Source organism: Candidatus Accumulibacter contiguus, assembly GCF_036625285.1.
Taxonomy (GTDB): Bacteria; Pseudomonadota; Gammaproteobacteria; order Burkholderiales; family Rhodocyclaceae; genus Accumulibacter; species Accumulibacter contiguus.
The window spans coordinates 1,506,574-1,519,605 of record NZ_JAZKUC010000001.1 but is presented as its reverse complement, the minus strand read 5'-3'; the positions used below and the strand labels follow the sequence as shown (position 1 = coordinate 1,519,605).

At 60.2% G+C, this 13,032-nt stretch carries 15 protein-coding genes; 13 read left to right on the top strand and 2 right to left on the bottom strand.

The window, feature by feature from the left end; genetic code table 11:
- Window positions 1-19: 19 nt before the first annotated feature.
- From thiL to V5B59_RS07350, 11 genes are all read left to right on the top strand, one after another.
- Window positions 20-979, top strand: a complete 960-nt coding sequence (thiL, locus tag V5B59_RS07400) for a thiamine-phosphate kinase (protein WP_034918242.1) — start codon at window positions 20-22, stop codon at window positions 977-979.
- 54 nt (window positions 980-1,033) lie between these two features.
- Window positions 1,034-1,543: a CinA family protein gene (locus V5B59_RS07395; protein WP_034918245.1), complete on the top strand. Its 510-nt coding sequence runs from the start codon at window positions 1,034-1,036 to the stop codon at window positions 1,541-1,543.
- Between the two features lie 132 nt (window positions 1,544-1,675).
- Complete coding sequence (locus V5B59_RS07390; RefSeq protein ID WP_169071235.1) at window positions 1,676-3,448, top strand: type IV pilus assembly protein FimV; 1,773 nt, start codon at window positions 1,676-1,678, stop codon at window positions 3,446-3,448.
- A gap of 149 nt (window positions 3,449-3,597) precedes the next feature.
- On the top strand, window positions 3,598-4,611 hold the full coding sequence (gene recA / locus V5B59_RS07385) for a recombinase RecA (RefSeq protein ID WP_034918250.1): 1,014 nt from the start codon (window positions 3,598-3,600) through the stop codon (window positions 4,609-4,611).
- A gap of 9 nt (window positions 4,612-4,620) precedes the next feature.
- A complete protein-coding gene (gene recX, locus V5B59_RS07380; protein ID WP_034918253.1) occupies window positions 4,621-5,055 on the top strand; it encodes a recombination regulator RecX in 435 nt (144 codons plus the stop codon).
- A gap of 3 nt (window positions 5,056-5,058) precedes the next feature.
- A complete protein-coding gene (gene lptB / locus V5B59_RS07375) occupies window positions 5,059-5,793 on the top strand; it encodes an LPS export ABC transporter ATP-binding protein (RefSeq protein ID WP_169071236.1) in 735 nt (244 codons plus the stop codon).
- 80 nt (window positions 5,794-5,873) lie between these two features.
- A complete protein-coding gene (locus V5B59_RS07370; protein ID WP_288130470.1) occupies window positions 5,874-7,298 on the top strand; it encodes an RNA polymerase factor sigma-54 in 1,425 nt (474 codons plus the stop codon).
- A 16-nt stretch (window positions 7,299-7,314) separates the two neighbouring features.
- The gene (hpf, locus tag V5B59_RS07365; RefSeq protein WP_034918439.1) at window positions 7,315-7,641 is read left to right on the top strand and encodes a ribosome hibernation-promoting factor, HPF/YfiA family; all 327 of its coding nucleotides are present in this window, start codon (window positions 7,315-7,317) and stop codon (window positions 7,639-7,641) included.
- 98 nt (window positions 7,642-7,739) lie between these two features.
- Entirely contained in the window at window positions 7,740-8,186 is a 447-nt protein-coding gene (gene ptsN, locus V5B59_RS07360; protein WP_169071237.1) for a PTS IIA-like nitrogen regulatory protein PtsN, read from the top strand.
- A gap of 2 nt (window positions 8,187-8,188) precedes the next feature.
- The gene (gene hprK / locus V5B59_RS07355; protein ID WP_034918435.1) at window positions 8,189-9,133 is read left to right on the top strand and encodes an HPr(Ser) kinase/phosphatase; all 945 of its coding nucleotides are present in this window, start codon (window positions 8,189-8,191) and stop codon (window positions 9,131-9,133) included.
- Window positions 9,134-9,182: 49 nt separating this feature from the next.
- Window positions 9,183-9,386: a PsiF family protein gene (locus tag V5B59_RS07350; protein WP_169071238.1), complete on the top strand. Its 204-nt coding sequence runs from the start codon at window positions 9,183-9,185 to the stop codon at window positions 9,384-9,386.
- 43 nt (window positions 9,387-9,429) lie between these two features.
- On the opposite strand, the gene V5B59_RS07345 is transcribed toward V5B59_RS07350, so the two are convergent.
- Window positions 9,430-9,810 (bottom strand): hypothetical protein, encoded by a 381-nt coding sequence (locus tag V5B59_RS07345; protein ID WP_169071239.1) that lies wholly within the window; start codon window positions 9,808-9,810, stop codon window positions 9,430-9,432.
- Window positions 9,811-9,895: 85 nt separating this feature from the next.
- On the opposite strand from V5B59_RS07345, the gene V5B59_RS07340 reads away from it, so the two are divergent.
- Together V5B59_RS07340 and V5B59_RS07335 are read left to right on the top strand one after the other, a co-directional pair.
- Window positions 9,896-11,065: a UbiH/UbiF family hydroxylase gene (locus V5B59_RS07340; RefSeq protein ID WP_034918428.1), complete on the top strand. Its 1,170-nt coding sequence runs from the start codon at window positions 9,896-9,898 to the stop codon at window positions 11,063-11,065.
- Between the two features lie 27 nt (window positions 11,066-11,092).
- Window positions 11,093-11,800 (top strand): DsbC family protein, encoded by a 708-nt coding sequence (locus tag V5B59_RS07335; protein ID WP_034918424.1) that lies wholly within the window; start codon window positions 11,093-11,095, stop codon window positions 11,798-11,800.
- A gap of 18 nt (window positions 11,801-11,818) precedes the next feature.
- Here the strand turns inward: V5B59_RS07335 and V5B59_RS07330 are convergent, their stop codons facing one another.
- A complete protein-coding gene (locus V5B59_RS07330) occupies window positions 11,819-12,952 on the bottom strand; it encodes a cation diffusion facilitator family transporter (RefSeq protein ID WP_248594974.1) in 1,134 nt (377 codons plus the stop codon).
- Window positions 12,953-13,032: the final 80 nt, after the last annotated feature.

Below are 13,032 nucleotides of genomic sequence, written 5' to 3'. Positions count from 1 at the left end.
CCCTTACCCGGATGCGGTGATGCCCAGCGAGTTCGAACTGATCCGACGCCATTTCGTGCGGCCGACGCCGCAGGCAATCCTCGGCCCTGGCGACGACTGTGCGCTCATCGCTTCCTCGCCAGGCATGCAGTTGGCGATTACCACTGACATGCTGATCGCCGGTACACATTTCCTGCCGAATACGGATCCCCACCAGCTCGGCTGGAAAACGCTGGCGGTCAATCTTTCCGATCTCGCCGCGATGGGGGCCAGGCCGCGCTGGGCTTTGCTTGCCGGCAGCCTGCCGGCAGCGAACGAGCCCTGGATCGCGGCCTTTGCCGACGGACTCTTTGCTTGCGCCAGTCACTACGGCGTCGACGTCATCGGTGGCGACACGACGCGTGGCCCGCTCACTTTCTGCCTCACCGCCATCGGGGAAGTCCCCGTCGGCACGGCCCTGCGCCGTGACCAGGCATTGCTCGACGACGACCTCTGGGTCTCTGGGCAGCCCGGTCTCGCGGCCCTGGGTCTGGCGCACCTGCAGGGGCGGACCGAGCTTGCCGAGGTGCTCGTCAAACCCTGCCTGGCTGCCCTGCAACGGCCGCTGGCGCGCGTCGAACTGGGGCTTGAGCTACGCCAGCGTGGCCTGGCGCATGCCGCCATCGATGTCTCCGATGGTCTGCTCGCTGACCTTGGCCATGTTCTCGAGCGTTCGGCAGTTGCCGCCGAGCTTTTCGTGGCGCAGCTACCGCCGCTGCCGGCGGCAGCAGACCCTGTACTGGCTCGCCGATGTCAGCTCGCTGGCGGTGACGACTACGAACTGGTATTCTCCGCAGCACCGGCAAGACGCGCCGAGATCGCCGAACTCGCAGTCCGGCTGGCGTTGCCGCTCTGGTGTTGCGGCCGTGTCATCAGAGCAACTCCCGGCCAACTGACGCTGGTCGACGACGACGGGCAAGCGGTGCCCATCAAGGACAAGGGATATGATCACTTTGGCTAGCTCGCCTTCGCTTCACTTCCTGCTCCTGCTGGCGATGCTGCGCTACATACGCGAATGATCCGACACGATCAGGCCGCCCTTGAAACCCTGGCCGCCGCAGTGGGACAGTTGCTGCTGGCGAATGGCGAGCGCCTGGCGACGGCGGAATCCTGCACCGGTGGCTGGGTGGGACAGTGTCTGACCGCGATCGCCGGGAGTTCCGCCTGGTTCGACCGCGGTTTCATCACCTACTCGAACGACGCCAAAATCGAGCTTCTCGGCGTTGCCGCCGACACCCTATCGGCGCACGGCGCGGTCAGCGAAGCGACAGCCAGGGCCATGGCCCTGGGAGCACTGCAGCGTAGCCGTGCCGACTGGGCTCTGGCCATCACCGGCGTCGCGGGTCCGGGCGGGGGTTCCCCGGGCAGGCCGGTCGGCACTGTCTGCTTCGCCTGGGCCGGATTGGCAGGATGCGCGGCCACCTGTACCCGTCATTTTCAGGGCGACCGCGAATCGGTGCGAGCGCAGTCGGTTGCGCATGCCCTGAGCGAGCTCCTCGAACATGCCGGAAGCCGTCTGGTTTGACGGTCGCAGCAATGACCCGCCGGTTCGACCAGACGAGTAATCTCGCAAGCCATTTCGGCCAATCCATGCAGCCTTGTAATAAGATGAGTCACTCGAACGTGCCTTACCTTCCGCCCCATGCGCTCCGGCCTCATGTATTTACCTTTATTCCGGCTTCCGCTACTACCGATCCTGCTGTGTTCTGCGGGAGTAGCCGAGGCGGTGGCTCTCGGCAAGATGACCGTGCTGTCACACCTCGGATCGCGCTTCGAAGCCGAGGTCCAACTCCTGGATACGGCTGCCGGCAAGCAGCCGTTGGCGGAATGTTTTCGCCTTGGCCAAAGGGGCCAGTCAGGCGAAAGCGACATCCCATTGCTGACGCGCGCTCGTCTCACCGTTGAGCAGCGCGGCAGCGGGTTGCGTTTGCATATCGTTTCCGAGCAGACCATCAGCGAACCGGTATTGCAGGTCAATCTGCATGCCGGTTGCGGCGCCGAGGTGGTACACAAGTACCTGCTGCTGGTCGATCCTCCCCTGGCCAGCAAGCCACCGGTGGACCTGCCTGCTGTCCGAATGGCAGCAGTAGCGGAGCCAGTCTCCCGCCAGCGACCGGCCACAAACTCACCACCCGGCACACCGGATAGCCAAGTGCTAGCGGCTGCGCGTCCTGTCACGAACCCCGGAGCGGCTTCGGCAGGCGATACGCAGACCGGCTTGCCACCGGAACGGCAGCTTCCCCGGAAACCCTTCCCCGGCTATGGTGCGACCGATCGCCTGCTCCTTTCCGGCGGCGCCGACAGCCCGCAGCCACGAATCGCTGACGACCTGCCTCTGCGTCTGAGTACCAGGCTATCTGCCCAACTACTGAACAAGACCACCGACAATCAGCGCTCGATGCTGCGTATCGAGTACCAGCTCTTGTCGGCACTACACACGCAGGCGGAGCAGCAACTGGTGGTCGCGGAACAGGTACGGCGGCTGGATGCGGCGCTCAACGACCTGCAGAGGAAGAGCCTGGGTCAGAGCAGCAAGCAGCAGACATTCGTCGCGGCGGCTGTGCCGGCAGGCATGCCCCAGCCGGCCACAGCGCCATCCCGGATTGCGGCCGCGCCGGTAGCGCGAGTGAACGAGAACAAGGATTGGTGGCTTGAGGCCGGGCTTCTGTTCGGGCTGGTTGCTGGCTTGACCTGGCTGCTTCGCCGCCGTTCTGGCCGTGCGTCTCGCCTGCCGGATATTGCCGAGCCCATGCCTCGGCCGGGTGATTCCAGCGACGATGCCGATAATCGACACCAGACCATTGGGCTCGCGGAACGTCCGGCGATGACTACCGAGAGCGAGCCAGTTATGGACACCACTCTTCTGGTTCCGGACGGCGTCGCGAGGGAGTCGGCTGCGCGCGACGACGATGAGGCGACTGCGGTACTCCAACTCGCCGAGATCATGATTTCCTTCGGACGTGTCACGGGAGCGGCACAGGTGCTCGAAGAGTTTGTCGAACAAAAGCCGACGCTAGCTGTGACGCCCTGGTTGAAACTGCTTGAGGTATACCGTCAGAATGAGCAGCGTGAGGCCTTCGAAGCACTCGGCTTGAGGCTTACACGCCACTTCAATGTCGCTGCAGCGGACTGGGAAAGCGCCGAGGAACTCGTAGAACCGGTCTTTGCTGCCAGCGATGGGCAGGCTGCGTCGATCGAACAACTGCTGGAGCGCCTCCCCAGGGTGGGGCAATTGCCGCATATCCGGGTTGCAGTGACACGTACCTGGAATTCCCCCGAATGTCTGGCCTACCTGCACAAACTCTTGCGCAACAACCGCGATGGCGAGCGCAGAGGCTTTCCTCTGGGCACCGCGCGTGAGTTGCTGTTTCTGATCGACCTCCTCGAAAGCCGCCTCGCGCACCAGACCGGAATCCTGCAGACGGAATGACTGCGCGCGCCGGCGGAAGGTTCTGCTTATTTATACACTCCTGTATATGAGGACATTTTTATGGTGATGTGGATGCGAGCATCTCGAGCACGGTCGAACGTGGGATAATTCCTCTCAATCAAGGAAAGTCAAGGAAAAGGACAGCAACAATGAACGACAACAAGTCGAAGGCGCTGACCGCCGCGTTGGCCCAGATCGAAAAGCACTTTGGCAAGGGCTCGATCATGAAGATGGGCGAAGGGAGCGTCGTGACCGACATCCCGGTCGTTTCCACCGGCTCGCTGGGGCTCGACATCGCTCTGGGCATTGGCGGCCTGCCACGCGGTCGCGTGGTCGAAATTTACGGCCCGGAGTCCTCGGGCAAGACAACTCTGGCCCTGCAGGTGATTGCTGAAATGCAGAAACTCGGTGGCACGGCCGCTTTCATCGATGCCGAACATGCTCTCGATCCCGGCTATGCCCAGAAACTGGGCGTGAATCTTGATGAACTGCTCATCTCGCAGCCGGACAACGGCGAACAGGCTCTGGAAATCGCCGACATGCTGGTGCGTTCGGCCAGCGTCGATGTGGTGGTCATCGACTCAGTAGCGGCACTCGTCCCGAAGGCGGAGATCGAAGGTGAAATGGGCGATTCCCTACCCGGCCTGCAAGCCCGTCTGATGAGCCAGGCGCTGCGCAAGTTGACGGCCAATATCAATCGCACCAACACTCTGGTGATCTTCATCAACCAGATCCGCATGAAAATCGGCGTCATGTTCGGCAGTCCGGAAACCACCACTGGTGGCAACGCTCTCAAGTTCTATGCTTCGGTGCGCCTCGACATTCGCCGCATTGGCAGCATCAAGAAGGGTGATGAAGTCATTGGCAACGAAACCCGGGTCAAGGTCGTCAAGAACAAGGTCGCTCCCCCTTTCCGCGAAGCCATCTTCGATATCCTGTATGGTGAAGGAACCTCGCGCGAAGGCGAGATCATCGAACTCGGGGTGCTGCACAAACTGGTCGACAAGTCAGGATCCTGGTACGCCTATAATGGCGAAAAAATTGGCCAAGGCAAGGACAATGCCCGTGAGTACCTCAAGAGCAAGCCGCAAATCGCCGAGGAAATCGAGGCCAGGATCCGTGTGGCGGTGAAAGTCCCATCCCCTGCGATCATCACTTCATGAGGTCCAGCGATGGCCTTGCGCGAACGTGCTCTGCGCCTGCTCGCCCAACGCGAGTACACGCGTCAGGAGCTGTCACGCAAGATCGCACCCCTTGCCGAATCGGCAGAGCAACTGGAAGTCTTGCTCGACGATCTGACGAGAATACATCTGCTTTCCGATGAACGTTATGCGGAAGCGCGGCGCAATTCGCGAGCGCCGCGCCTGGGCGACGCGCGACTGGCTTATGAACTTCGCTCCAGGGGAGTTGCAGCTGAACTGGTGCGCACTACCCTGGCCGCCGGAGAAGACGAGTTGACGCGCGCGCGGCGGGTCTGGCAGCGGCGCTTTGGCAACATTCCGGCAGATACCGTCGAGCGTACTCGGCAAATGCGCTTCCTGGCCGGCCGAGGATTTTCGGGTGAGACCATTCGGCGCTTGCTGAGCGCCACTCTTGAAGACGATTGAGCCATGTCAGACCAGCAGAGCACATTGTCAACCCATCACCTACACAAGCGCTACAAGTCCCGTACGGTGGTCCATGATGTTTCCTTCGACGTGCTCAGCGGTGAAGTCGTCGGGCTGCTCGGTCCGAACGGTGCCGGCAAGACGACCTGTTTCTACATGGTGGTCGGTCTGGTCGCGTGTGATGGTGGCGACGTTCATCTCGACGGCGTCAAGTTTACACATTTGCCGATTCACCAGCGCGCCCGCCTGGGCGTTTCCTACCTGCCGCAGGAAGCTTCCGTTTTTCGCAAGCTGACGGTCAGTGAAAACATCAAGGCCGTGCTTGAATTGCAAAAGTTGTCGGCAGACGAAATCGCAGCTCGCACCGGTGATCTGCTCGAAGAGTTGCACATCAGTCACCTGCGCGCCAGCCCCGCGACTTCCCTGTCCGGAGGTGAACGGCGGCGAGTTGAAATTGCCCGTGCCCTTGCCAGCGGACCACGATTCATTCTGCTCGACGAGCCTTTCGCTGGTGTCGACCCGATCGCGGTGCTCGACATCCAGAAGATCATCCGCTTTCTCAAGGAACGCGGCATCGGGGTTCTGATTACGGACCACAATGTTCGCGAAACGCTGGGGATCTGCGACCACGCGTACATCATCAACGAGGGTAGCGTCCTTGCCGCTGGTCGGCCGGACGAAATCATCTATAATGAAAATGTCCGAAAGGTGTACCTGGGCGAGAATTTCCGCCTCTGAACCCGACGGTCCTTCAGCCATAATTCGAGAACCATACGGGCAGTTCCCATGCCAATGCGGTGGCTTACCCGGTTCCGTACATGAAACCATCCCTTCAGCTCAAGCTTACGCAGCATCTTGCGTTGACCCCACAGCTGCAGCAATCGATCCGATTACTGCAGCTGTCCACGATCGAACTCGAACACGAGCTGGAGAAATACTTGCTGGATAACCCGCTGCTCGAACGGGAAGAAGAATACTCTGCGCCTGCAGCGGCGCATGGCGACGGGAGCGATGATGCCTCTCCGCCGGATGCCGGAGGTGTCGACTCGCCAGGCGAGCACACCCCTATCGATGATGAAAGCTGGCTGGACGATCAAACCGCATCCTTTGGCACCTCCGGGTCCTTCGACGACGACGATGGCGATGGCGACTATCAGGACATCCAGGCGGCCACCGTCTCGCTGCGCGAGCACCTGTTGTGGCAGCTTGGCCTGATGACGCTCCCCGACCGCGACCGCGTGCTGGTGCGCTGCCTGGTGGAAGCACTGGACGATGACGGCTACCTGACCCAGTCGCTCGATGAACTGGTTGAAGTAATGCCGAACGAACTGGAGATTGCACCGGAAGAGCTGCAGATCGCGCTCAACCATCTGCAGCACTTTGACCCGACCGGCGTCGGCGCGCGCAGTGCGCAGGAGTGTCTGCTACTGCAACTCGCAGCGCGTCCAGATGATGACGCCTGCACGCTGGCGCAGGAGATCGTGGGTGAGCACCTGGAACTGCTGGCCAGTCACGATTTTCCCAAGATCAAGAAGCTGACGGGTTGTGAGGACGACGCCCTGCGTGCCGCGCATTTGCTGATCTGCAGCCTGAATCCGCGGCCCGGAGCCGCATACGCTTGTCCTGAAACCCGTTATATCACACCGGATGTGGTAGTGCGCAAAATCCGCGGACAGTGGTCGGTAAACGTCAATGCCGACGCCTTCCCACGGCTGCGCATCAACAGTCTCTACGCCCAGATTCTTTCCAGACAGCGTGGCTCTGGTCTCGCCGGACAACTCCAGGAGGCTCGCTGGCTGATCAAGAATGTGCAGCAACGGTTTGACACGATCCTGCGTGTGGCGCAGGCTATTGTGGAACGTCAGCGCCAGTTCCTCGATCACGGGGAAGTCGCGATGCGGCCACTGGTCCTGCGCGAGATCGCTGAAGCCTTGGGACTGCATGAATCAACCATTTCGCGGGTGACGACCCACAAGTACATGGCGACACCTCGCGGGATTTTTGAATTGAAGTATTTTTTTGGCAGCCACGTCAGCACGGAAGCTGGCGGGGCCTGTTCAGCAACGGCTATTCGCGCACTGATCAAGCAAATGATCAGCGCAGAAGAGCCGAAGAAGCCTCTCTCGGATAGCCAGATATCCGAGGTTCTTGGCCAGCAGGGCATTGTCGTGGCACGGCGAACAATTGCAAAATACCGTGAAGCGCTCAGTATCCCGCCGGTCAATTTACGCAAGTCCATTTAGAAGAAGGAGCCACATCATGAACCTGCAAGTCAGTGGACACCGCCTCGAGATCACCCCGGCCCTACGCGATTACGTCACCGGCAAGCTCGAGCGAATCATTCGTCATTTCGACAACCTGATCGACGTAAACGTGATTCTGTCGGTGGACAAGCTGAACCAGAAGGCCGAAGTGACAGTTCATCTCGCAGGAAAGGATGTCTACGTGGAGTCTGTAGACGAAGACCTCTATGCCGCGGTGGATGGTCTGGTCGACAAACTGGAGCGTCAGGTCCAGAAGTACAAGCAGAAGCTGCAGGACCACCATCGCGGAAACAAGATTACCGATCACATCGTTGCCGAGTGATAGAAGTAGTCCGCGCACGGGCCAGGCGGCAAGTCCGTTGATGCCGTGCGCTTCCTTGTCTTGATTCATCCACGTCCGTTTTTTCGGGTTTTTGTCGCATGAGCCAGATCACCCAACTACTACCCCTCGAAAACATCATTCTTGATCTCGACGCGAGCAGCAAGAAACGCGTCTTTGAACATGTGGGGCTGCTTTTCGAAAACTACCTCGGCATCGCTCGCAGTACTGTGTTCGACAGTCTGTTTGCGCGCGAGAAACTCGGCTCGACCGGTCTCGGTCAGGGTGTGGCGATTCCGCATGGCAGGATCAAGGGACTGAAAGATGCCACGGGCGCTTTTCTGCGACTTGCTACGCCGGTACCGTTTGATTCTCCCGACGGCAAGCCGGTCTCGCTGCTGTTTGTCCTGCTGGTCCCGGAGGTGGCGACCGAGCAACACCTGCAAATCCTCTCCGAACTGGCGCAGCACTTTTCCGACCGCAACTGTCGAGAAGCGCTGTCCAAGGCAGCCAACCCGAGCAATATTCGCCAGCTTTTTGCCGACTGAGCATGAACGCCCGGCGTCAGTCCAGTGTAGCCCAGCTGTATGAGGACCACCGCGATAAATTGAAGCTTTCGTGGGTCATTGCCGTCGGCGTTGACCGAGCGATCGAGCTCAAGGAGCAGGGCTATTTCGGCGCCGACGTCGTCGGTCACCTCAACCTGATTCATCCGGAACGGCTACAAGTGATCGGCCGAGCCGAACAAGCCTGGGGCTGCCGCGTGACCGCGGAACGTCTGCGCTCACAGGTGAAGGAACTGATGGCCGCCAAGCCCCCGGCGCTGATTATCGCTGACGACCTTGAAATCCTGCCGACGATTCGTGAGGCCTGCGAATCGACACAGACGCCGCTGTTTGTCAGTCCGAAACCCTGCTCGGCGGTGATCGAGCTATTGCGCATCTATCTTTCCCGTCGACTAGCCGGTTCGACATCGGTGCACGGCGTGCTGATGGATGTTTTCGGCATGGGTGTTCTGATTACCGGTGATTCCGGAGTCGGCAAGAGCGAACTCGCTCTGGAACTGATCTCGCGCGGCCATGGTCTGGTTGCCGACGATGTCGTCGAGCTTTCCTGCATCGCGCCGACAACGATTGAGGGGCGCTGTCCGAGCATGCTGCGGGACTATCTTGAAGTACGCGGCCTGGGCCTCCTCAACATCCGCACCATCTTCGGAGAAACCGCTTCGCGCCGGAAGATGAAGCTCAAGGTGATCGCTCATCTGCAAAGGCAGATCAGTGGTTCGGATGGTCCGCGCCTGCCCCTCGACGCGCAAACCCAGGAAATTCTTGGCGTTCCCATACGTAAGGTCGTCATTCCCGTCGCTGCCGGGAGAAACATTGCCGTTCTCCTCGAGGCGGCGGTGCGCAACAGCATCCTCCAGCTTCGCGGTATCGACAGCATGGGAGATTTCATTAACCGCCAACAGCAGGCTCTCCTTGACGACGACCTGTAGCAGTGGCTTAATCACCAGACTTCTTCACCTCGAAAAGGAGAAACTCCCGATGAAAGCCCTAATCGCCCTTGTCACTCTTGCTTTCGCTACCGGCGGCGCCTTTGCCGCCGAAGAGAAAAAGGCGCCCTCAGCAGCCCAGAAGGCGCAGCAGGAAAGAATGTCCGCCTGTAACGCACAGGCCAAAGAAAAGAATTTGAAAGGCAATGAACGCAAGCAGTTCATGAGCGAGTGTCTCAAAGCGAACCCAACCTGAGCCTTGCGTCGCCCGTGCCTGGTCAGGCTGACTCACCGCGCCATCAGTCAAGGGATTCCGATCTGGCATCTGCAGCCAGCAGGTCTGCTTGCCGAAGGCACGCCACGTAGCCGTGGCGATGGCGTTTGAGCAGCCTGGCCAGGCGCCGATCGGCTTCCTGATGGGTGGCACAGAGATCGTTCAAGAAAGCATTGCAGGCGGCCCAGCGCCCTTCCGGCGTAGGCAATACGACGACTGGGCGACCGCCGTCAAGAACAGCGACCAGGCAAGGGGACTCACTCCCGACCCAGGAAGCGGCAACCAGGTCCGTTGCTTCGTGGCGCGGTATGCACAAAGCGACCAGTGCGTCTATGGGTGAATCACACTCGACACAAACGATGGCTGGAAAATAGCCGTGATCAGGTGGTTTGGTGGATGAGTTCATGATGGTGAACTTCTAGCACCCTTGGCCGCGCTTGTACATTCCCGATCGTGTGCGGCAGCACTTTCATTTCTCTGGGTTTCACAGTATGCAAGTCACGGACTTCGACGTCCTTATCGTTGGTGGCGGACTGGCGGGCCTTTCTCTGGCCTGCGCACTGCGCGACACGCGCCTCAGGGTTGCCCTGGTCGAACAGCGCCCGCCGCTTCCTGCACCGGGCTGGGACGCGCGCGTTTACGCGATCTCCCCGGTCAACGCTGACTTCCTGCGAGCAATCGGCGTCTGGAAGCACATGCCGGCCGAGCGCATGGCGCCAATTTCAGCCATGAAAATCGTTGGCGACCGCAGCGCAAAGCTCGATTTCTCGGCTTACGAAACGGGTGTTCCCGAACTTGGCTGGATTCTTGAATCATCGCTGATGGCCTGCGAACTCTGGGAGAGCGTCAAACGGCAGGGCAACCTCACCCTGCTTTGCCCGGCGACGCCCAAAGCCCTGGAAATGGCTTCAGTGGCCGCGGCGCTGACCCTCGGCGACGGCCAAACCGTGTCTGCCAGGCTGCTCGTCGGCGCTGACGGACGAGACTCCTGGGTACGTGAAGTACTTGGCTTGCGGGCGATCAATACGCCCTACGGCGAGATGGGGCTAGTCGCCAATTTCGAGTGCCAGCGTCCACATCGCGGCATCGCACGTCAATGGTTTCGTCACGACGGGGTGCTGGCCTGGCTGCCGATGGCGGGCAATCGCGTTTCCATCGTCTGGTCCACGCCTGACGAAAACGCACTGGCCATGTTGGCACTGCCAGCCGAAGAACTGTGCACCCGGGTTGCCGCTGCTGGCAATCATGAGCTGGGCGCTTTCCAGTTGCTGACCCCGGCAGCCGCCTTCCCGCTACGCCTGATACGGGTGCCGCAGATCGTTGCGCCGCGCTTGGCGCTGCTTGGCGACGCGGCACACGGCATTCACCCGCTTTCCGGGCATGGCATCAACCTCGGCTTTCAGGATGCGCAGGTACTGGCCGGTCTGCTGGGGGCCACACCGGACTGGCAGGACATCGGCAGTGAGCGTCTGCTGCTTCGCTATCAACGGCAAAGGCGCGAGGAAACGCTGCTCATGCAAACCTTTACGCACGCACTACACCACCTTTTCCAGCAAACCTTTCCCGGAGTCAAACCATTGCGCAATTTCGGAATGAACCTGACGAACGCTTTGCCAGTCTTAAAGAATCTGTTTGTGCGCTATGCCATTGGCGCTTTCTGATGCGTTCCCTTTCCGGAGAAACTACTGATGTATAAACAACTAATGCCGTTTGCACTTGCCGCAGTCCTCAGTCTGCCAACCCTTGCGGACGAGGCCAGCGTCAAGAAAGCGGTTGAAGGCAAGCTCGAACGTCCGGTCAGCAGCGTGACCAAGACCCCCTACCTGGGTCTCTACGAAGTCTACGTCGATGGCCAGATCGTCTATACGGACGAGAAGGTTTCAGCGCTGCTCCTGGGTGCTCTGATCGATGCCAAGACGATGAAGAGCGTGACCGAGGAGCGGATGCAGAAACTCACCGCAATCAAGTTCTCGGACTTGCCGCTGACATTGGCGGTGAAACAGGTGCGTGGCGATGGGAAACGTGTCTTCGCCACCTTCGAAGACCCGAACTGCGGTTACTGCAAGAAAATGGCCAAGGACATCGCCAAGCTGGATAACGTGACGATTTACACTTTTCTCTACCCGATCCTCTCGCCGGATTCGCTGGAGAAGTCGAATCAGATCTGGTGTGCCGCCGACAAGGCCAAGGCATGGAATGACTGGATGGTCGATGGCAAGGCGCCAGCAGGCAAGGGGGATTGCGATACGACAGCAGTCAAGAAAACCATCGAGACAGGCCGCAAGTTGGCGATCAACGGCACGCCGACGGTCTTCTTCGCGGATGGGGAGCGGATCCCTGGTGCCATTCCTCTGGCCAGGATCGAACAGAAGCTCGCCCAGAACCCGGCCAAGTGACCCCGTTTCCCGCAGGAATCAGCGGCCCCTGGCGGGAAAAACCTGCCGACCGTAGTGGATCGACAGGGAACTGATCAGTGGATATTCCGCCAGTTGCCTGGCGATCTCGCGTTCAGCCTTGTTGACCGCGGCAAGATCTCCGAGGGCCTGGCGAGGCAGGAGTAACTCGGCTTCGATGCGGCCATTGAGATAATGCAGGATGACTCGCCGGGGTTCCGGAAGATCGGCGAGCATGGGGGCCAACTCCTTCATCAGTTCACTACGGTCGGGCATGCTCTGGAGCTTGCTGTCGTGATCCATATCATCCTCGACGTCGACATGAACGAGCACGTCCGAAACCGAGGCATGGCTGTCGAGGACGCGCTTGCGGGTCATCTCGGCAATACGGTGACCTTCCGAAACACCAATGCGCGCGTCGACACAAACATGTGCATCGACCAGTGAGCGATGCGCCATGCGACGGGTGCGCAGCTCGTGGAGATTCCTGACGCCGGGGGTATCAACGATCACTTGGCGGATGCTGTCGACCTCCTCGACCGACAAGCCGGTGTCGATCAGTTCCAGAATGGCATCCCAGGCGAACACCACGCCCATGCGGACGATCATGAAGCCGACGATCACTGCTGCCACCGAGTCGGCAAAGTTGTAGCCCATCAGATTGCCGACGATTCCCAAGGCCACCACCAGTGACGAGGCGGCGTCGGAGCGGGCATGCCAGGCATTGGCGATCAGCATCGGCGAACGCAGGCGCTCACCCACGTGCAGCATGTAGCGAAACAGGCCCTCCTTCGCCGCCAGTGCAAGGATCGCGGTCCATAGCGCCAGCTGCTGTACCGGTGGCAGGTTGTCGAGGTTCTGCAGCTTCACCCCGGCGCCCCAGATGATCCCGGCGCCAGTGACTGCGAGAATGGCTCCCAGCGCAAACGATGCCGCCGTTTCAATGCGGGCATGGCCATAGGGATGGCGTTCGTCGGCAGGATCCTTGCTGTGGTGAGCAGCGAAGAGCACCAGGAAATCACAGACCAGATCGGATAGCGAATGCAGGCCGTCGGCGATCAAACCTTGGGAATGGGCAACGATGCCCGCGACGACCTGCGCGCTGGTCAGGAAAATATTGACCAGCACGCTGACCCAGGTGACACGCTGTGTCATACCGTGCCGCCCTGGGTCGTCGAATGAGATTGCAGGGGTGTCGTTACGTCCGCTCATGGCTCGGCTACTTTCGGAAATAC

Bases quoted from the DNA above. Each gene is read 5' to 3' on its own strand.
- thiL (WP_034918242.1), top strand. From the start codon at position 20: ATGCCCAGCGAGTTCGAACTGATCCGACGCCATTTCGTGCGGCCGACG.
- V5B59_RS07395 (WP_034918245.1), top strand. From the start codon at position 1,034: ATGATCCGACACGATCAGGCCGCCCTTGAAACCCTGGCCGCCGCAGTG.
- V5B59_RS07390 (WP_169071235.1), top strand. From the start codon at position 1,676: ATGTATTTACCTTTATTCCGGCTTCCGCTACTACCGATCCTGCTGTGT.
- recA (WP_034918250.1), top strand. From the start codon at position 3,598: ATGAACGACAACAAGTCGAAGGCGCTGACCGCCGCGTTGGCCCAGATC.
- recX (WP_034918253.1), top strand. From the start codon at position 4,621: ATGGCCTTGCGCGAACGTGCTCTGCGCCTGCTCGCCCAACGCGAGTAC.
- lptB (WP_169071236.1), top strand. From the start codon at position 5,059: ATGTCAGACCAGCAGAGCACATTGTCAACCCATCACCTACACAAGCGC.
- V5B59_RS07370 (WP_288130470.1), top strand. From the start codon at position 5,874: ATGAAACCATCCCTTCAGCTCAAGCTTACGCAGCATCTTGCGTTGACC.
- hpf (WP_034918439.1), top strand. From the start codon at position 7,315: ATGAACCTGCAAGTCAGTGGACACCGCCTCGAGATCACCCCGGCCCTA.
- ptsN (WP_169071237.1), top strand. From the start codon at position 7,740: ATGAGCCAGATCACCCAACTACTACCCCTCGAAAACATCATTCTTGAT.
- hprK (WP_034918435.1), top strand. From the start codon at position 8,189: ATGAACGCCCGGCGTCAGTCCAGTGTAGCCCAGCTGTATGAGGACCAC.
- V5B59_RS07350 (WP_169071238.1), top strand. From the start codon at position 9,183: ATGAAAGCCCTAATCGCCCTTGTCACTCTTGCTTTCGCTACCGGCGGC.
- V5B59_RS07345 (WP_169071239.1), bottom strand. From the start codon at position 9,810: ATGAACTCATCCACCAAACCACCTGATCACGGCTATTTTCCAGCCATC.
- V5B59_RS07340 (WP_034918428.1), top strand. From the start codon at position 9,896: ATGCAAGTCACGGACTTCGACGTCCTTATCGTTGGTGGCGGACTGGCG.
- V5B59_RS07335 (WP_034918424.1), top strand. From the start codon at position 11,093: ATGTATAAACAACTAATGCCGTTTGCACTTGCCGCAGTCCTCAGTCTG.
- V5B59_RS07330 (WP_248594974.1), bottom strand. From the start codon at position 12,952: ATGACACAGCGTGTCACCTGGGTCAGCGTGCTGGTCAATATTTTCCTG.